18 protein-coding genes and 2 pseudogenes are annotated in these 18648 nt (G+C 63.8%); 12 read left to right on the top strand and 8 right to left on the bottom strand.

What is annotated here, in order from left to right; genetic code table 11:
- Nucleotides 1–5: 5 nt before the first annotated feature.
- Nucleotides 6–1223: a dicarboxylate/amino acid:cation symporter gene (locus AC6JBC_RS16195; RefSeq protein WP_498026520.1), complete on the top strand. Its 1218-nt coding sequence runs from the start codon at nucleotides 6–8 to the stop codon at nucleotides 1221–1223.
- Nucleotides 1224–1226: 3 nt separating this feature from the next.
- On the opposite strand, the gene AC6JBC_RS16200 is transcribed toward AC6JBC_RS16195, so the two are convergent.
- The 8 genes from AC6JBC_RS16200 to AC6JBC_RS16235 form a co-directional block, all read right to left on the bottom strand.
- Entirely contained in the window at nucleotides 1227–1697 is a 471-nt protein-coding gene (locus AC6JBC_RS16200) for an Lrp/AsnC family transcriptional regulator (RefSeq protein WP_498026501.1), read from the bottom strand.
- Nucleotides 1698–1948: 251 nt separating this feature from the next.
- A complete protein-coding gene (locus AC6JBC_RS16205) occupies nucleotides 1949–2761 on the bottom strand; it encodes a sugar phosphate isomerase/epimerase family protein (protein ID WP_498026502.1) in 813 nt (270 codons plus the stop codon).
- A gap of 60 nt (nucleotides 2762–2821) precedes the next feature.
- Nucleotides 2822–3880, bottom strand: coding sequence for a 4-hydroxy-2-oxovalerate aldolase (dmpG, locus tag AC6JBC_RS16210; RefSeq protein WP_498026132.1), 1059 nt, complete (start codon nucleotides 3878–3880; stop codon nucleotides 2822–2824).
- Nucleotides 3877–4824 carry an acetaldehyde dehydrogenase (acetylating) gene (locus AC6JBC_RS16215; protein WP_498026131.1) on the bottom strand — a complete coding sequence of 316 codons (948 nt, stop codon included), beginning with the start codon at nucleotides 4822–4824 and terminating at the stop codon, nucleotides 3877–3879. Before AC6JBC_RS16215 ends, dmpG begins: the two co-directional genes overlap by 4 nt.
- A gap of 52 nt (nucleotides 4825–4876) precedes the next feature.
- Nucleotides 4877–5659: a fumarylacetoacetate hydrolase family protein gene (locus tag AC6JBC_RS16220; RefSeq protein ID WP_498026130.1), complete on the bottom strand. Its 783-nt coding sequence runs from the start codon at nucleotides 5657–5659 to the stop codon at nucleotides 4877–4879.
- Nucleotides 5656–6171, bottom strand: a complete 516-nt coding sequence (locus AC6JBC_RS16225) for a flavin reductase family protein (protein WP_498026129.1) — start codon at nucleotides 6169–6171, stop codon at nucleotides 5656–5658. The genes AC6JBC_RS16220 and AC6JBC_RS16225 overlap by 4 nt, the downstream gene beginning before the upstream one ends.
- The gene (locus tag AC6JBC_RS16230) at nucleotides 6164–7000 is read right to left on the bottom strand and encodes an alpha/beta fold hydrolase (protein WP_498026128.1); all 837 of its coding nucleotides are present in this window, start codon (nucleotides 6998–7000) and stop codon (nucleotides 6164–6166) included. The genes AC6JBC_RS16225 and AC6JBC_RS16230 overlap by 8 nt, the downstream gene beginning before the upstream one ends.
- Nucleotides 7001–7131: 131 nt before the next feature.
- A complete protein-coding gene (locus AC6JBC_RS16235) occupies nucleotides 7132–8352 on the bottom strand; it encodes an acyl-CoA dehydrogenase family protein (RefSeq protein ID WP_498026127.1) in 1221 nt (406 codons plus the stop codon).
- Between the two features lie 229 nt (nucleotides 8353–8581).
- On the opposite strand from AC6JBC_RS16235, the gene AC6JBC_RS16240 reads away from it, so the two are divergent.
- The 11 genes and pseudogenes from AC6JBC_RS16240 (at nucleotide 8582) to AC6JBC_RS16290 (ending at nucleotide 18517) form a co-directional block, all read left to right on the top strand.
- Nucleotides 8582–9565: a VOC family protein gene (locus AC6JBC_RS16240; RefSeq protein ID WP_498026126.1), complete on the top strand. Its 984-nt coding sequence runs from the start codon at nucleotides 8582–8584 to the stop codon at nucleotides 9563–9565.
- Nucleotides 9566–9613: 48 nt separating this feature from the next.
- Nucleotides 9614–10513, top strand: a complete 900-nt coding sequence (locus AC6JBC_RS16245; protein WP_498026125.1) for a CoA transferase subunit A — start codon at nucleotides 9614–9616, stop codon at nucleotides 10511–10513.
- An 11-nt stretch (nucleotides 10514–10524) separates the two neighbouring features.
- On the top strand, nucleotides 10525–11322 hold the full coding sequence (locus AC6JBC_RS16250) for a CoA-transferase subunit beta (RefSeq protein WP_498026124.1): 798 nt from the start codon (nucleotides 10525–10527) through the stop codon (nucleotides 11320–11322).
- Between the two features lies 1 nt (nucleotide 11323).
- A complete protein-coding gene (locus AC6JBC_RS16255; protein ID WP_498026503.1) occupies nucleotides 11324–12226 on the top strand; it encodes an enoyl-CoA hydratase in 903 nt (300 codons plus the stop codon).
- A pseudogene (locus AC6JBC_RS16260) lies at nucleotides 12226–13316 on the top strand (NAD(P)H-dependent flavin oxidoreductase). The gene AC6JBC_RS16255 and the pseudogene AC6JBC_RS16260 overlap by 1 nt, the downstream one beginning before the upstream one ends.
- Before the next feature lie 14 nt (nucleotides 13317–13330).
- The gene (locus AC6JBC_RS16265) at nucleotides 13331–14083 is read left to right on the top strand and encodes an enoyl-CoA hydratase family protein (protein ID WP_498026504.1); all 753 of its coding nucleotides are present in this window, start codon (nucleotides 13331–13333) and stop codon (nucleotides 14081–14083) included.
- A complete protein-coding gene (locus AC6JBC_RS16270; RefSeq protein WP_498026505.1) occupies nucleotides 14083–15237 on the top strand; it encodes an acyl-CoA dehydrogenase in 1155 nt (384 codons plus the stop codon). The genes AC6JBC_RS16265 and AC6JBC_RS16270 overlap by 1 nt, the downstream gene beginning before the upstream one ends.
- Before the next feature lie 11 nt (nucleotides 15238–15248).
- Nucleotides 15249–16295 carry an acyl-CoA dehydrogenase family protein gene (locus AC6JBC_RS16275; protein ID WP_498026121.1) on the top strand — a complete coding sequence of 349 codons (1047 nt, stop codon included), beginning with the start codon at nucleotides 15249–15251 and terminating at the stop codon, nucleotides 16293–16295.
- Nucleotides 16288–17441, top strand: a pseudogene (locus AC6JBC_RS16280) (acetyl-CoA C-acetyltransferase). The gene AC6JBC_RS16275 and the pseudogene AC6JBC_RS16280 overlap by 8 nt, the downstream one beginning before the upstream one ends.
- Nucleotides 17442–17459: 18 nt before the next feature.
- Nucleotides 17460–18110, top strand: a complete 651-nt coding sequence (locus AC6JBC_RS16285; RefSeq protein WP_498026119.1) for a gamma carbonic anhydrase family protein — start codon at nucleotides 17460–17462, stop codon at nucleotides 18108–18110.
- Nucleotides 18107–18517, top strand: a complete 411-nt coding sequence (locus AC6JBC_RS16290) for a nuclear transport factor 2 family protein (RefSeq protein ID WP_498026118.1) — start codon at nucleotides 18107–18109, stop codon at nucleotides 18515–18517. The genes AC6JBC_RS16285 and AC6JBC_RS16290 overlap by 4 nt, the downstream gene beginning before the upstream one ends.
- The last annotated feature ends 131 nt before the right edge of the window (nucleotides 18518–18648 follow it).

The raw sequence follows: 18648 nt of genomic DNA on the forward strand, positions 1-18648 counted from the left end.
TCGCGGTGAAGGGTCGGCCGTTGCACCTTCTGGCCGGCCTTGTCATCGGCCTGATTGCAGGCATCGCCACCAGCGGGCAGGCACAGGAATTGGTCGGTAAAATCCTGCTGCCGATCGGTAGTCTGTGGCTCGATGCCCTAACCATGACAGTGGTTCCGCTGATCTTCGGCCTGCTCGTCACCGGCATCGCCTCCGCCTCCCGCAATGCCGCTGCTGGCAGCATCGCGACCCGCGCCCTCATCCTCTTCGCCCTGATGCTGACCGCCGCCTCTGTAACAGCGGCATTATTGGCAGAAGGGCTGTTGCGGCTATGGCCCGTCACTGAAGGATTGGCGGAGGCCGGAAGCGCCGCCCCTCCCCCTCTTTCACAAAGCGAATGGTTTCGCGGAATCATTCCTGCAAATCCCCTAAAGGCCGCCGCCGAAACGGCTATGGTGCCGCTCGTCACATTCGCGATATTCTTTGGCTTCGCCATCTCCCGCATCAGCACGGATCTGGCGGATACGCTGCTTAGACTGCTGCACGGACTGGTCGAGACCATGCTGGTCATCGTGGGTTGGGTGCTGGCGGTCGCACCTGTCGGCGTAGCCGCCTTGGCATTCGGCGCGGGCGCAAAGCTGGGCGTCGGCGTGGTCGGCGCCTTTGCCCAATATGTGGCGGTTGTCATAGCCTGCTGCCTTGCCGCCACGCTACTCGCCTATATCTGGGCAGCTTTTGCAGGCGGTCGCTCCCCATTGCGTTTCGGGCGATCGGCCTTGGCCGCCCAGGCGGTAGCGCTGGGCACCCAATCATCGCTCGCAACCTTGCCAGTGATGGTGGATGCAGCCCTCAAGCTCGATGTTCCCGAAGAAACGGCTGCCATCGTGCTACCGATGGCGGTTTCGCTGTTCCGCGCGGCCAGCGTCGCCGCAAACGTCGCCGTCACCATCTATCTCGGGCATGTACACGGCATCTTTCCTGGGGCCACGACCCTCGCGCTGATCGCGCTCGTCGCCGTTCCCATCAGCCTCGGCGCGGTAGGTCTTCCGGCCCAAATATCCTTTTTCGCGACGATCGCCCCCATCTGCATCGCTGCGGGCATCCCCGTCACAGCGCTGCCGTTGCTCCTCGCGATCGAGGCGATCCCGGACCTGTTTCGCACTGTGGGCAACGTCACCAACGACCTTGCCGCCGCCTGCGCCATCAGGCCAAAGCCGTCGCTATCTGCAGAGCAGACCCCGTGAAAGTCAGGTCGGCCCCAAGGGCACCACATTGAATTCATATTTCACAATATCCACCGCGATACCGGAATCGATATGGGCAACACCCTCGATGCCGGAAATATGATCGTAGAGGAATTGCTGGACCTCGGAAAAATCGTGCAGCGCCACCATCAGTTCCAGGTCATACCCGCCGTTCATGGCGTTGACGCTCAGCACTTCGGGGAATTTTGCCAGATCGCGGCCCACATCCTGAATGCCGCGCCCCTGCACCTTGACGCCCACGGCCAGGATGACATTATATCCCCTGGCGGCGAAGTCGGTCACGGCGACCACGCGCATGGCGCGCGCATCTTCCATCTTCTGCAACCGCGCCGAAACGGTCGCGGCGGTCACCGACAATTGCTGCGCAATGTCCTGGTTGGTCGCTCGCCCATTGGTCCGCAGTATTTCGATGATATTATTGTCCAGCGCGTCCAATGAGGGCGGCGCTGTCATCCGCCCATTCCTTATCTGCATGCCGCCATGACTCCCATCGATCCACGGAGGTATAGCGTGTGGAAATGGAGAGTGCCACATGAGGCGTGTGAAGCCGACGGCATACGCCTTAACGCTTTTCGCGAGGATGCAACGCTACAATGTAAACCTCGCCGAATATTACGGCGGAGATCATCGCTCAGCGACCCGATGCGTAACAACTGCGCAATTTCGCTATGTAAAAAAATCTCGGGCGCAATCCTGAAATGCCGTCATGATCCCAGCACGTTCCGTGCCGCATCCACCGCCATTTTTGCCCGCTGGTGGGCGTTGAAGCCTTGGTCGATGGCGTATTGCTGGGGTATTTCGACGCTGAGGGGTGTTGTGGGGTTGAGGGCGTGGAGGAACCTGGGGATGTTGAACGTGCCTTGTCCGGGGAGTTGGCGCTGGATGCCGGCTTCGCGTTCGATCTGGTCGGGATCGATGGTTGGTGGGCCGTCGGCTATCTGGGCGATGGCGATGGCGGGGTGATTGAGGAGGGGGAAGCTGGTTTCGGGTTCGGGTCCGCGCATGATGTGGAGGAGGTCTGCTGTGACCTTGATGTCGGATCGGCCGGAGCGGGTGATTTCCTCGAGGGCGGCGCTTAAGGTTTGGACCTGGGAGGGGGGATAAAATTCGATTGCAAGCGCGATATCGAACGGGGCGGCGAGCTCGGCCAGTTCGACGAGCTTCTCGGTGCGGCGATTGGGATCGCGGTCGTAGCACAGGACATTGGCCTGGCGCGCGCCGAGCGCGGCGGCGGTTTGGAGCGCGGGGATAAAGTCCTGCGGGTTGGTACGTCCTGCCATGGTGAAGGGGTAGACAAGGTCGACCGTGACCCCGGTGGCGGCGAGCGCATCACGGGTCTGGCGCAGCGCCTGGGGATCGCGCACCAGGTCATAGGCGGGCATGGCGGGCAGCACCTCCATCGAGTGGAGGAACGGACAGATGCCCTGGCATCCCACCTCTGCGGCGATGTGCGCAAGCTGCCAGGGGGTGGTGTCGGTGACGGTGATATGGTCGAGCGACAGGCGTCTATCGGCCATATCCTCTCCTCCTGTTGCGTGTGCCGTGCCGGGCGCGAACAAGCCGCGCCCGGCGGCTGATCAGGCTGCGGCTTCGCGTGCCTTGACCATGTCGAGGGCGACATCGACGATCATGTCCTCTTGGCCCCCGACCATCTTGCGACGGCCGAGTTCCACGAGGATGGTACGGGTGTCGAGGCCGTAGGTTTCGGCGGCCTTCTCGGCGTGACGCAAGAACGAGGAATAGACCCCGGCATAGCCAAGCGCCAAGGTTTCGCGATCGACCCGGACCGGGCGGTCCTGCAAGGGGCGAACCAGATCCTCGGCCGCGTCCATCAGCGCCATGACGTTGCAGCCATGGTTCCATCCCTTGCGCTCGGCAGCGGCGATGAACACTTCGAGCGGCGCATTGCCAGCACCTGCGCCCATGCCGGTGAGCGAGGCGTCGATGCGCACCGCGCCGCATTGGGCGGCGACGATCGAGTTGGCGACGCCGAGCGAGAGATTGTGGTGGGCGTGGATGCCGCGCTGGGTTTCGGGCTTGAGGACGCGGTCATAGGCTTCGAGGCGGGCCTTCACCCCGTCCATGTCGAGCGCGCCGCCGCTGTCGGTCACATAGACGCACTGCGCGCCATAGCTTTCCATGAGCAGAGCTTGGGCAGCGAGCTTCTCGGCATCGATCATATGGCTCATCATCAGGAAGCCCGAGACGTCCATGCCAAGGTCGCGGGCGATGCCGATATGCTGCTTGGAGACATCCGCCTCGGTGCAATGAGTCGCGACCCGCACCGAGCGCACGCCGATATCATAGGCGCGGCGCAGTTCCTCCACCGTGCCGACGCCGGGCAGGATCAGCGTGGTGAGCACGGATTTGGTCAGCACCGAAGCGACCGCTTCGAGCCATTCCCAATCGGTATGCGCGCCAAAGCCATAGTTGAAGCTCGCGCCATTGAGGCCGTCGCCATGGGCGACCTCGATCGCGTCGACCCCTGCGTCATCCAGTGCCTTGGCGATCGATTTCACATGGTCGATGCCATACATGTGGCGGATGGCGTGCATGCCATCGCGCAGGGTGACGTCCTGGATGTAGAGCTTGTCGCCCGCCTCGACGTTGAACGGCTTGTTGGACTGGGCGCTCATGCTGCCACCTTCTTTCCTTGCGCGATGCGCTGCGCGAGCAGTTCGCCGGTCGCCTTGGCGGCGGCGGTCATGATGTCGAGATTGCCCGAATAGCTCGGCAGATAGTCGCCCGCCCCTTCGACCTCGAGCAGGATCATGGTCTTGATGCCGGTGAACGCGCCGCGGCCGGGGATGGTGAGCTTGTTGTTGTCGCCGAAACGCTCGAACTGCACGTCCTGCTTGAGGCGATAGCCTGGCACATAGGCCTGGACCTTCTTGACCATCGCTTCGACCGAGGCGCGGATGGTCTCTTCGTCCGCGCCTTCGGACAGGGTAAACACCGTGTCGCGCATGATCATCGGCGGTTCGGCGGGATTGAGGATGATGATCGCCTTGCCCTGCGCCGCGCCGCCGACCTTTTCGATGGCGCCAGCGGTGGTGCGGGTGAACTCGTCGATATTGGCGCGGGTGCCAGGACCTGCCGAGCGCGAGGAGACCGAGGCCACGATCTCGGCATAATGGACGGTCGCGACCTGGCTGACCGCAGCGACCATCGGGATCGTCGCCTGGCCGCCGCAGGTCACCATGTTGACATTGCCAGCATCGAGATTGGCTTCGCCGTTGACGGTCGGGATGGTGTAGGGGCCGATCGCGGCGGGGGTGAGGTCCACCACCTGCTTGCCGTCCTTGCGCAGCGCTGCGTCATGGACCTTGTGGGCGTAAGCCGAGGTCGCGTCGAACACGATGCCGATCTCAGGGTAGACGTCCATCTTCTGAAGGCCTTCAAGGCCCTCATGGGTGGTGGCGACGCCGCGCTCGCGCGCCATGGCGAGCCCTTCGGACGCCTCGTCGATGCCGACCACCGCCACCAGTTCCATATTCTGCGGATATTTGATCATCTTGATCATGAGGTCGGTGCCGATATTGCCCGACCCGATGATCGCCGCCTTGACCTTGCCCGTCATTACTTACTCCTCACAGGGCTCGCATGGCTTGCAGCGATGCCCTCTCACAAATCTAGATAAAGCACGCGGTGCAGCTGCCGACCCCTGCAAGCTGCATCTCGAACACATCTCCTGGCCGTGCCGGTTCGAGCGGCACCAGGCTGCCTGACAATATCACATCGCCCGCCTCCAGGGTAACGCCATAGGCGCCCAGCGTGTTGGCAAGCCAGGCGACCGCCTGGGCAGGCGAGCCCTGCACCGCATGGCCATAGCCCTCCGACAAAGGCTGCCCGTTTTTGGTGACGGTGACATGAAGATTGGGGAGATCATGGGCGCGTGGATCGACGCGCGCGTCCCCCAGCACATAGACGCCGCAGGACGCATTGTCGGCGACGGTATCGACGATGCCGATCTTCCAGTCCTGGATGCGGCTGTCGACGATCTCGAAACAGGGGACGATGCTTGCCGTCGCGGCGATCACATCTTCTGCCGTGACGCCGGGACCCTTGAGGCTGTCTTTCAGGATGAAGCCGATCTCGGCTTCGGAACGCGGGGCGATGAGGCCGTTTGCCGCGACATCGATGTCACCCTCGATGAACATCCGGTCGGTCAGGAACCCGAAGTCGGGCTGGTGGACGCCCAGCATGTCCTGCACCGCCTTGGAGGTGACGCCGATCTTCTTGCCGATGACCCGCTCGCCATCCGCCTTACGGCGTTCGAGCGCGCCAAGCGAGATCGCATAGGCGTCATCGATGCCAAGCTGCGGGTAGCGCGCCATCAAGGGCTGCACGGTGCGCCCCTCGCGCAGCGCCTGGTAGAGCTCTTCGGCAAGCTGCTCGTTCAGGGTCTGGCTCACAGATAGGCTCCGTCCTGGAAGATGAGGGGATCGACCGCGTCCGACAGGCGCACCGCCTTGACCCGGGCGATGACGATGCTGTGGGTGCCAAAGGGGGTCATGCTCTCGACCGTGCAGGAGAGGTTGGCCTGCGCTTCATCGAGGATGGGGAGGCCATGGGCATCGGGGGTCCAGCTGCCAACGCCAAAGCGCGCCTCGCGCGCCACCGCGCCGCCGAATGCTGCCGACACTTCGCGCTGGTGGCGCGAGAGGAGGTTGATGCTGACCGGGCAGCCGGGCGAGAGATGGGCGTGGATGCCGGCTGTCTGGTTGACGCAGACGAGGACCGCAGGCGGGTCCATGGTGAGCGAGGTGATCGAGGTCGCGGCCATGCCGACCGGCGTCTTGCCCTCGCCCAGCGCGGTGACGATCGCCACGCCCGAGGGCAGGCGGCGCATCGCGCCCTTCAGCCCTGTGGTAACGTCCACGGGCTCTGGAACAGGTACGGATTGCGCAGGAGCAGCGTCAGCCATTCTTCAGGAAGTCCAGTGAGTAGCGGTTGAATTCTTGAGCGCGCTCGACCTGCACCCAATGGCCGGTCTGCGAGAAGGTGAGGCAGCGCACGTCGGGGCATGCGTCGAGGAAGAGGCGGGCGTGGCTTTCAGGGCAGAATTCGTCATTGAGGCCCCAGAGGACGAAGATCGGCTGCGTAACCTCGCCAAGACGCGGACCAAGATCGGGGGTCTTCACCCGCGCCAGCACATCCTTGGGCTGGGTGCGCGCGACGGCAAAACGCTCCTCGACCAGCGCGTCGGTGACGTGGTGGAGCGAGGAGGGATGCATGAGGTTGCCGATCAGGCGGCGCTGTTCCTCGACATTGAAGTCGGCGCTGCCAAAGCCCGAGCGCATCTTGGCGATGCCGGGCATGGTGAAATAGCTCGCCTGCTCGGCAACGCAGCCCGGCGCCATCAGGACGAGCTTGCCGATGGTGAATTGCGGATGGTCGAGCGCGATCTGGAGGGCGATGCCGCCGCCCAGCGAATTGCCGATGAGGTGGCCGCCGGTGATCCCATGCTGCGTCAGAGCCTCGAGCAGGGTCTGGGTGAAGAGCTCGAGCGGATAGTCGGTCTCGGGCTTGGAGGAGGCGCCATAGCCGATGAGGTCGGGCAGGATGACGCGGTAGCCAGCATCGGCAAAGGCCTGGGCATTGTTGCGGAAGTTGGACGCGCCCGATGCGCCAGGACCACTACCATGGATGAAGATGACGGTCGGGGCATCGGCCGACGCCCCTGCTATTTCCGCGATCGCAATCTCATATCCACCCGCGACGCTGTAGCTCTTGCGGGTCACTTCACTGGCCATGGGGATCGTTCCTTTGGGGCATCATGCGAAAAGCTTGGCCCTGGGTCTTGCCTGAGGGGGAGCTGGTTTTCCAGTCCCGCTGAACGTGACGGCAAGGCTGGAGCGCGCGGCGCGCGCTCCAGCGCAAGACGCTAGATAAAGGTGAAGGCGGGCGGTTCGCCGTTCATCGTGCCGATGACGTCGCTGGTGCGGTTGGCCGGGTCGTTGGCGACATGGGCGCGCGCGGCGTGGAGGTCGAGCCAGGGCTGGAGGATCGGGCTCGACATGTAGACCGCCCGGCCGCCCAAGAGCTTGACCATGCCGTCGGCCAGTTCCGCCATGCGGCGCACGACATTGGCGGACTGGTAGGCAAAGAGCGCGCGCTTTTCCATCGGGACGGGCTCATTGCGGCCAGCATAGTCCATCAGTTCGTTGAAGGTGGTCCTGTGGGTCAGCTCCATCTCATTGGTCTCGGCGATCGCGCGGGCGATGGCGGCGTGGAGATTGGGGTCGGCCTTGGACGCCTTGCCGGTGTTGGTCGAAACGCGGCTTGCCATGATCTCCATCGCGGCCGAGGTGGCGGCGCGGATACCGCCGAAGGCGGCGCTGGAGACCGAGCGGATGAAGAGCTGCGCCCAGGGGATGCGGTAGAGGGGCGCTGTGTTGGTTTCCTGACCCGGATTGGTGCCGGCAAAGCCGTCGCTCGCCTTGTGGGTGCGATGTTCGGGCACGAAGACGCGCTCGACCACGATGTCGAAGCTGCCGGTGCCCTGGAGACCGAACGTATCCCAGGTGCCTTCGATCACCTGATAGTCGGAGCGCGGCAACAGGAAGGTGCGCATGTCGGGCGGGCCGCCATCGGTGTCGAAATTGATCGCGCCCAAGAGCACCCAACCGCAATGCGAGGAGCCCGACGAGAAGCCCCAGCGGCCCGACAGGTAAAAGCCGCCATCGACCTTTTCCACCTTGCCGACCGGCTGATAGGTGGAGGAGACGAGCATGTCGGGATTATCGCCCCACACTTCCTTCTGCGCCTCGTCATGGAAGAGGGCGAGTTCATAGGGGTGGCAGCCCAGCACGCCGTAGATCCAGCCTGTCGACATGCAGCCTTCGGCGAGCGCCTTCTGGATTTCGAAGAAGACATTGGGGTGCATCTCATAGCCGCCATAGCGCTTGGGCTGGAGCACGCGGAAGAAGCCTGCCGCCTTCATCTCGGCAACGGTCTCGGGGGGCACGTCATGGGCGATCGTGCAGGCGCGCGCGCGTTCCCGCAGCGTCGGGATCATCGCCTTGGCTTTGGCAATCAGGCTTTCGGGCGAAGCTATCCCGGCATTCGCCTCGTCAATGGGTCGGCTTGCTACTGCCCCGGTCATGATCTTCTCCATTGTAGGCGACTCTTCTTCAAATTTGCTATATGCGTAGTTTATGTAAATTGCTATTACGCAAACTGTCAAGGCAAACAGGGCTTGCGCATTTGGGTCGATGCTTATAGGCGGATCTGGAACGAATTGCCATAAGCTCGTTGAGCGCGCAGATTGCGCCTCCCCATATAAGCGCAAAACATGCGGCAGTGCTTGCCATATGCGGATGGGGGAGGCCATTTTGAAACGCTCTGCGGGAATATGGTCGGCAGACAGGAAGAAGGGCGAGGCGGCGGAAATGGCAGTGATATCGCTGGGCTATGTGGTGATCGAGGCGCAGGACCTGGGATCCTGGCAGGATTTTGCCTGCAATATCGCAGGCCTCATGGCCGCCCCCTCCCCCAATGACGATGTCGCGCTGTTCCGCATGGACGACCGGCCCTACCGCCTGTGGGTGGAGAAGGGCGCGGCCGACCGGTTCGTGGCGCCAGGCTGGGAATGCGCGAATCGCGAGGCGTTCGAATCGCTGCTGGAAAGGCTCGAGGCGGCAGGCCGCCCGGTGGAACGCGCAGGCGTCATGGAAGCGCGTGGCCGTCAGGTCTATGAACTGGCCCGCTCGTCGGACCCGGCAGGCAATCCCATGGAGCTCTTCTACGGCCGCTTCGTCGACTATGCCCCCTTCACCTCGCCCGCAGGCGTCAGCCGCTTCGTGACCGGCAGCCCCCATGGCGCGGATGGCGACATGGGGATGGGCCATGTCGTGCTGACCGCCCCCAATTTCGAGGAAACCCATGCTTTCTATAAAAGCGTGATGGGTTTTGGCGACACCGACCTTGGCCGCTTCTATCTGATGGGTGGCGGGCCTGACGACCCGGGCATCGGCTTTGCCTTCCTGCACTGCAACCCGCGCCACCACAGCCTGGCGCTGGGGCAGCTGCCCGAAAGCCCCAATGGCGCGGTGCACATGATGCTGGAGGTCGGCTCCCTGGAGGATGTCGGCCGCGCCTATGACCGGGTCTTGAAGAGCAAGGGCAAGGTGCCCCTCTCGGCAACGCTGGGCCGTCATGTCAATGACAAGATGACCTCTTTCTACATGCAGACACCAGGCGGCTTTGACATCGAATATGGCTGGAATGGCCTGGTAATAGACCCGGACACATGGGTGCCCACCACCAGCCTTTCGGTAAGCGACTGGGGCCATAAATGGGCTCATGAGCAAGATTAACTGGTAGGACTATTTGCAGGGCAAGCCCTGCAGGACTGACGCAAAAGGATGACTGACACTATGCTCGACAAGCGCATGACGGTGGACGACATCGTCGACCAGATTTCCGACGGGATGACCATCGGCATCGGTGGATGGGCCACCCGCCGCAAGCCCATGGCGCTGATCCGCGCCATCGCCCGCTCGAACCTGAAGGACCTGACCGTCATGGCGGGCTATGGCGGCATGGACATCGGCCTGCTCGCCGCGACCGGCAAGATCAAAAAGCTCGTCTTCGCCTTTGCCAGCCTCGACCATTATCCGCTCGAGCCCCATTTCCGCAACGCCCGCCAGGCGGGCGCCTTTGAAGTGCTCGAGCTTGACGAGGGCATGTATCATTGGGGCCTGCGCGCAGGCGCGATGAAGCTGCCCTTCCTGCCGACGCGCGTCGGCATCGGCACCGACATCATCACGCAAGACGGCTTCGACTTCAAATTTGTGAAGAGCCCCTATGCCGATGGCGAGGAATTCGTCGCCATGCCAGCGCTGGTGCCCGACATTGCCCTCATCCATGCCCATCGTTCCGACGAGCGCGGCAATTTGCTGACGCTCAGCAAGGACGCGCTGTTCGACGAACTGCTGGTGCGCGCTGCGGGCAAGAGCTACGCCACGGTCGAGAAGATCGTGCCGACCGGCGAGCTCGATATGCAGAAGAACAGCCGCTACAATCTGGTCGAGCGGGCGATGATCACCGGCGTGGCAGAGGCGCCGCTGGGCGCGCATCCCGCAAGCGCCGATCCCGACTATCAGCTCGATCTCAAGCACATCAAGACCTATGTCGAAAGCGCCGCCTCGCCCGAAGCCTGGGCCGAGTATAAGGCGAAGTTCATCGATGTGTCCGAAGCCGATTATCAGGCAGCGATCGGCGGCGAAGACGCCGTCAAGCAGCTCCCCGTTCCTATTTACTAAGCGAGAGACCCATGACCCAGAACAGCTATTCGCTCGCTGAACTCGTCATCGCCGCCTGCGCCGAGGTGTGGCGCAGTGATGGCGAGGTGATGGCGACCGGCATCGGCCCCCTGCCCCGCATCGGCGCAGGCCTTGCCAAGCTGAGCTTTGCCCCCGCGATCCAGACCACCGACGGCGAATGCTTCTATACCAGCGAACCCGTCGGCCCCGGCAAACGCACCGCCGAACCGGAATTTGAAGGCATCGCCAATTATGACCGCGTCTTCTCCGCCCTGTGGAGCGGCCGCCGCCACGCACTGGTCGGCCCGGTGCAGATCGACCGTTTCGGCCAGGCGAACATCTCGGTGATCGGCGACCATAAGAAGCCCAAGGCCGCGATGCTCGGCGCGCGCGGCTTTCCGGGCAATTCGATCAGCCATCCCAACAGCTTCTTCTTTGCCAGCCACAACAAGCGGGCGTTCGTCGAAGGCGAGGTCGATTTCGTCTGCATGGCGGGCTACAACCCGGCGCGCTATCGCAATGGCGCTCCGCCCCAGGGCCTGGACCTGCGCCAGATCATCACCAATCTGTGCGTGATGGACTTTGGCGGCCCCGATCACCAGATCCGCGTGATCTCGCTGCATCCGGGCGTCACCTTCGAGGAAGTGCAGGACAATACCGGCTTCCCGCTTGCCAAGGTTGAGGGTGAAATTCCCACCACCCCTGCACCTACGCCTGAGCAACTGGACCTGATCGCGAAGATCGACCCCAACAATGTCCGCGCCACCGTGTTCAAGGACAATCCGGCCGGAGACAGAAGGGCAGCCTGACATGAATGAAGTTGATCGCCTGGTCGAACCGCAGCAGGTCGACATTGTTTACGAGACCGACGAGCCGGTCACCTATGAGGTGATCGACCATGTCGCATGGATCATGATGAACCGTCCGGGCTTCAACAATGCCCAGAACGGCCAGATGACCTACGCGCTCGACGACGCCTTCATCAAGGCGACGAACGACGATGACGTCCGCTGCATCGTGCTGGGCGGCAACGGCAAGCATTTCTCGGCCGGGCATGACATCGGCACGCCGGGCCGCGACGTGCACAGGCATTTCGAGAACCGGCTGATGGTGCCGGGTCATGTCAACAAACCTGCCGCGGAACTGCTCTACACCCGCGAGAAGGAACAATATGTCGGCATGTGCCGGCGCTGGCGCGATACGCCCAAGCCCACCATTGCCATGGTGCAGGGGGCGTGCGTCGCGGGCGGGCTGATGCTCGCCTGGGTATGCGACCTGATCGTCGCCACCGACGACGCCTTCTTCCAGGACCCGGTCAACCGCATGGGCATTCCGGGCGTCGAATATTTCGCCCACGCCTATGAGCTCCCCCCGCGCATCGCCAAGGAATTCCTGCTGCTGGGCGAGCGAATGAGCGCGCAGCGGGCCGAGCAGTTCGGCATGGTCAACAAGATCGTGACCCGCGAGGCGCTGCGCGAGACGGTGGCGGCGATGGCCGCCAAGCTCGTGGCGCAACCCCGCCTTGGCAACTGGCTGACCAAGCAGGCGATCAACCATGTCGAGGAGCTGATGGGCAAGCGCAACGCGATGGAAGCGCAATATCATATGCACCATTTCGCCCATGCCCAGAATGACCTCGTCCAGGGCAGCTCGATCGCGGGCCTCGACGCCAAGAAGATGGCCGAGGCGAATAAGAAGCAGGCGAGCGAATGATGGGCGATCCGCTGCATACGGTGCTGACCGAGCGGCTTGGCTGCCGCTGGCCGATCATCCAGACCGCGATGGGATGGGTGGCGGAACCCAGCCTCGTCATCGGGTCGAGCAATGCAGGCGCGTTCGGCTTTTTGGGCGCAGCGGTGATGACGCCGGACGAAGCGCGCGAGAAGATCCTGGCTGTCCGCAATGGCACCGACAAGCCTTTCGGCGTCAATTTCCACAGCTTTCAGCCCGGCGCAGACCAAATCGTCGAGCTGATCCTCGCCAACAAGGATCAGGTGCGCGCGGTCAGCTTCGGGCGTGGTCCCAATGCCAAGATGATCGGCCGCTTCAAGGATGCAGGGATCCTCTGCATCCCGACCGTCGGCGCGGTCAAGCATGCGCAGAAGATGGTGGAGCTGGGCGTCGACATGGTCAATGTGCAGGGCGGGCGAAGGCGGCGGGCATACGGGCTCGGTGCCCACCACCGTGCTGCTCCCCCAGGTATTGGACGCCGTCAACGTGCCGGTGATCGCGAGCGGCGGCTTTGCCGACGGGCGCGGCCTCGCCGCAGCGCTCGCCTATGGCGCGGTCGGCATCGCCATGGGCACGCGCTTCCTTTTGACCAAGGAAAGCCCGGTGCCCGACAGCGCCAAGGCGGAATATCTGAAAGCCTCGACCGACCGCATCGTCGTCACCACCAAGCTTGACGGCATCCCGCAGCGGATGGTGCGCACCAAGCTGATGGACAAGATCGAAAAGTCCGGAAAGCTCGCCATGTGGCTGCGCGCGCTGGAAGCGAGCGCGGCGATGAAGAAGCTGAGCGGGGCGAGCTGGATCGACATGATCAAGTCGGCCAAGGGCATGACCGGCCATGGTCAGGTGCCCGCTCAAACAGGCGATGATGGCCGCGACCATGCCGATGCTGATCCAGAAGGCGGTGGTCGAGGGCGACATCGAACATGGCGTGATGGCGACCGGCGTGGTCGGCGGACGCATTGATGAAATACCCAGCTGCCAGGAGCTGGTCGACCGCATCGTCAGCGAGGCGCATGAGCGGCTGAACGCGCTGGCCGCACTGGGCCGCGAGGCCGCAAGCGCGGCCTGAGGAGAGGAAGAACAATGCCGATTACGCTCACGATCAAGGACCAAGATCGCCCGAAATCCTGTTCGACCATCCGCCGGTACAACGCCATCGACACCAAGGGCTGGGAATCGATCCCCGCGCTGGTTTACGAAGCGGCCGCCAACGAGGATGTGCGCTGCATCCTGATCCGGGCCGAGGGCAAGGGCTTTTGCGGCGGCGTCGATATCAAGGAGATGGCGGCGCATCCCGAACGCATCGCCAAATTGAACAAGGATAATTACCTGACCTTCAAGGCGATCCGCGAATGCGCGATCCCGGTGGTCGGCGCGCTCCACGGCTTCGTCATTGGCGGCGGCGTCAATATCGCAGGCGCCTGCGACGCGCTGATCGCGGCCGAGGGCGCCTATTTCTCGCTGCCCGAGATCGATCGCGGCGCGATGGGCGGCGCGGCCTTCATGAGCCGCATGCTGCCCGTGCAGATGGTGCGCGCCAACTTCTTCACCGGGGGCCGTATTTCGGTCGAGGACGCGCATCGTCATGGCTCGGTGCACAAGGTCGTGCCGCTCGAAAATCTGAAGGACGAGGCTTACGCCTTCTGCGAAGTCATCGCGTCCAAGAGCCGCGCCGCGCTGGTCATCGCCAAGCAGGCCTTGAACCTGATCGAGCCCACCGACCCCTCGGCCCATTACCGGATCGAGCAGGGCTTCACGCTCGAAATGTATATGCATGAAGACAGCCAGAAGGCGCGCGACGCCTTCGTCGACAACAAGGGCGCGGCGAAATTCTGATGGACTTGACCTATACCCCCGAACAGCAGGCGTTCCGCGCCGAGGTGCGCAACTGGCTGGAAGCCCATGTGCCGCAGGGATCGCTGGAGCATTTCGACGCGACCCGCGAAGGCTTCGAGGCGCACCGGCAATGGGAAAAGACGCTGAAGTCGGGCGACTGGGGTATGGTGACCTGGCCAAAGGAATATGGCGGCCGCGGTCTCGACCTCATCCAGTGGCTGATCTTCGAGGAAGAATATTATCGCGCCGGAGCCCCAGGCCGCGTCAACCAGAATGGCATTTTCCTACTGGGGCCGACGCTCATCGAATTCGGCACCCATGAGCAGAAGCAGCGCTTCCTGCCCAAGATGGCGTCAGGCGAGGAAATCTGGGCGCAGGCCTGGTCCGAACCGATGGCCGGGTCCGATCTGGCAGGCGTGCGCGCCACCGCAACGCGAGACGGCGACGAATACATCCTCAACGGCCACAAAATCTGGTCGAGCCGCGCGGTCTTCGCCGACTGGGCGTTCGGCCTGTTCCGCGAGCCGGGCTCCGAGCGCCACAAGGGGATGAGCCTCATCTTCTTCCCGCTCGACGCGCCGGGCGTGACGGTCAATGCGATCAAGAAGATCAACGGCCATGTCGGCTTTGCCGAGATCTTCCTTGAAAATGTCCGCGTCCCCGCCTTCAACCGCCTCGGCGACGAGGGCCAGGGCTGGCATATCTGCATGGCGACCGCCGGGTTCGAGCGTGGCCTGATGCTGCGCTCACCCGCCCGCTATCAGGTGGCGGCGAAGAAGCTCGCGGAACTCTGGACCGCCAACAAGGAAACGGCCGACCCCGCGCTCGAAGCCGATGTCGTGCGCGCGCACATGAATGCCGACGCCTATGCGCTCAACATCTACCAGACCGCCTCGCGGCTGATGGCGGGCACGAAGATCGGTCCCGAAGCCTCGACCAACAAGATCTTCTGGTCTGAACTCGACATTCATCTGACGCAGACCGCCTTGGCGATCCTCGGGGCCCAGGCCGAACTCACCCACGAAGCGCCCGGCGCGAACCCCGTCGATTGGATCGACGACTATATCTTCGCGCTCGCAGGACCCATCTATGCCGGGTCGAACGAGATCCAGCGCAACATCATCGCCGAGCGCATGCTCGGCCTGCCGCGCTAAGGGGAATTGAGATGGACTTCACCCTCAGCGACGAACAGCTGATGTTTGCCGAGACCGCACGCACCCTGTTCGCCGACAGCTGCACGCCCGATCATTGGCGCCGCATGATGGAAGCGGGCGTCGCGCGCGACGATGCGCGCTGGGCCGCGATCGTCGAGACCGGCCTCACCCTCATCCTGCTGCCTGAAGAAGCGGGCGGCATTGATCTGACCGAAACCGACTTTGCTCTCATCGCGCAGGAAGCGGGCTATGTCGTCCTGCCCGAACCGCTGGTCGAGAGCGCAGGCGTCGCAGCGCCCCTGCTCGCTGCCCTTGCGCCCGATCATCCGCTGCTCGCCGATCCGATGGCGACCATCGCCATCGCCCACCCCGCCAACCCCTATGTCGCCAATGCCGACAGCGCGGCCGCGATCCTGCTCGAAAAGGATGGCGAGGCTTTCCTCGCCACGCCCGATCAGGTGACGCTGACCGCCCAGCCCAGCATCGATCCCTTCCGCCGCCTCTTCTCGGTAGAATGGAGCCCAAGCAACGCAACGCCGCTCGGGCCAAATAATCAAAATGGGGCCGACTGGGACCTCGCTTTCGACCGCGCCGCCCTGTTCAACGCCGCCTTCGCGCTTGGTCTTGCCCAGCGTTCGGTCGATCTTGCCGTCGATTATGCCAAGGAACGCCAGCAGTTCGGCAAACCCATCGGCAGCTACCAGGCGGTCAAGCATCACCTCGCCTCCGCGCAGGTGGCGATCGAGTTCGCCAAGCCCGTGGTCGCCGCCGCCGCAGCCGAGATCGGCGCGCGTGACACCCAGGCCCGCGCCCGCGTCAGCCATGCCAAGCTGGTGGCGCTCGAAGCCGCCGACAAGGCCGCCCGCGCCTCGATCCAGGTGCATGGCGCGATGGGCTACAGCTGGGAAGTGGACGTCCACCTGTTCCTGAAACGCGCGCTCGCGCTGACCCAGAGCTGGGGTACGCCCGCCACTCACCGCGCGCGCATCGCCACGCGCATCTTCACCCAGCCCATGGGGCCGGACCAGACCTTCGCCCGGGAAGCCAACAATGCCTGAAGCCTATATCATCGACGCCGTCCGCACCCCCGTCGGCCGCAAGAAGGGCAGCCTTGCCCAGGTCCACCCGGCCGATCTGGGCGCCCATCCGATCCGCGAACTGGTCAAGCGCACCGGCATCGATCCCTCTCAGGTCGAAGACGTGGTCTGGGGCTGCACCGAGACAATCGGCGGCCAGGCGGGCGATATCGGCCGCACCGCATGGCTGGTCGCAGGGCTCCCTGAAGAGGTGCCCGGCGTCACCGTCGACCGCCAGTGCGGATCGTCGCAGCAGGCGGTGCACTTCGCCGCGCAGGGCGTGATGAGCGGCACGCAGGACCTGGTCGTCGCGGGCGGCAGCCAGGCGATGAACCAGATCCCGATCATGGCCGCGATGATCGCGGGCGCGCAATATGGCTTTGACAGCCCTTTCCACGGGTCGAAGGGCTGGGTCGAGCGCTATGGCATGGAAGAGGTCAACCAGATCAAGTCCGCCGAGATGATCGCCGACAAATGGGGCATCAGCCGTGAAGCGATGGAGGCGTTCGCGCTCGCCTCGCACCAGCGCGCGCAGGCGGCCTGGGACAATGGCTGGTTCGATCATGAAGTGGCGCCCCTCGAAGGGCTGGCCAGGGATGAAACCATCCGTCCCACCACCTCGCTGGAGGGCCTCGCGTCCTTGAAGCCCGTCAATGAAGGCGGCATCATCACCGCAGGCGTCGCCAGCCAGAATTGCGACGCGGCCGCAGCCCTCCTCATTGCCAGCGAGAAGGCGGTCAAGGACCATGGCCTGAAACCCCGCGCCCGCATTCATCACCTGTCCGTGCGCGCCGCCAATCCGGTCTGGATGCTGACCGGTCCGATCCCCGCCACCCAATATGCGCTGAAGAAAGCGGGCATGGCGATCGGCGACATCGACCTGTTCGAATGTAACGAGGCTTTCGCCAGCGTCACCATGGCGTGGATGAAGGAACTCGACATCCCCCATGAGAAGGTCAATGTGCAGGGCGGCGCAATCGCGCTGCCGGCCATCCGATCGGCGCGACCGGGGCGCGGCTGATGACCACGTTGCTGGGTGCGCTCGAACGCACCGGCGGGCGCTATGGCCTCCAGACCATGTGCGAAGGCGGCGGCCAGGCCAACGTCACCATCATCGAACGGCTCTAAGAGGGAAAGCGCGGCCCCATGCCCTGCTACGCCTATCAGGGGATCACACCCGTCGTCGATCCGACCAGCTACGTCCATCCGCTGGCGTCGCTGATCGGCGACGTGATCGTCGGACCGGGCTGCTTCATCGCGCCGGGCGCCTCGCTGCGCGGCGATTTCGGGCGGATCGTGGTGGAAGGCGACAGCTCGATCCAGGACAATGTGTCGGTCCATGCCAACCAGCTGCGCGATACCATCATCAAGCGTGGCGCGACCATCGCCCATGGCTCGATCATCCATGGCTGCGAGATCGGCGAAAATGCGCTCATCGGCATGAACGCGGTGATCCTCGACAATGCCATCATAGGTGACGAAAATCTCGTCGCCGCCCTTGCCCTTGTGAAGTCCGACACGGTGACCCCGCCACGCAGCCTGGTCGTCGGCAATCCGGCCAAGGTGGTCAAGAGTTTCGAGCCGCACCAGGTCACCTGGCGCAACAATGGGACAAGCGAATATCAAAAGCTCGCCAAAGCCGCGCTGACTGGACTGGTCGAAGCCGAGCCGCTGGGCGAAGCCAGCCCGGAGCGGCAGGCGCAGCGCGTCGCCTCCGACGCCATCGCCGTGCGCCTGACCGGCAGCACCGCGCAGCATCGCGAACGCCAGGCGGCGCAGCGAGAGGGTCAGCCATGAGCAGCGCCACGGCGATCACCAATCTGCTCTACCGCTATGCCGAACTGATGGACGCAGGCGACCTTGAAGCCGTCGCCGCCCTGTTCGAGCGCGCCCGGATCAAGACAGGCGGCGGCGAAATGGTCGAAGGCGCAGCGCCGATGCTGGCGCTGTGGCAGGCCCATGTACGCATCCATGACGATGGCACGCCGCGCACCAAGCATGTCATCACCAATCCCATCGTCGAGCTGGACGAGGACGCAGGCACCGCCACCTGCCGCTCTTACTATACCGTGTTTCAGGCGACCCCGGACCTGCCGTTGCAGGCGATCTGCGCGGGCCGCTATCATGACAGCTTCACCTACGTGGATGGGGCATGGCATTTTTCCGGCGGGATTATTCCCTGCTCGATCTCGTTGGGGACCTGAGCCAGCATCTGCTGATCCCCGTCGCAGCGCAATGAAGGAGTAAGGCAAGTGGGTATCTGCGAAGGACGTGTTGCGATCGTGACCGGGCGGGCAATGGCTGGGCAAGGCCTATGCGCTGGGCCTGGCGGCGC

The sequence above is a fragment of the Sphingobium sp. RC1 genome (assembly GCF_059738765.1).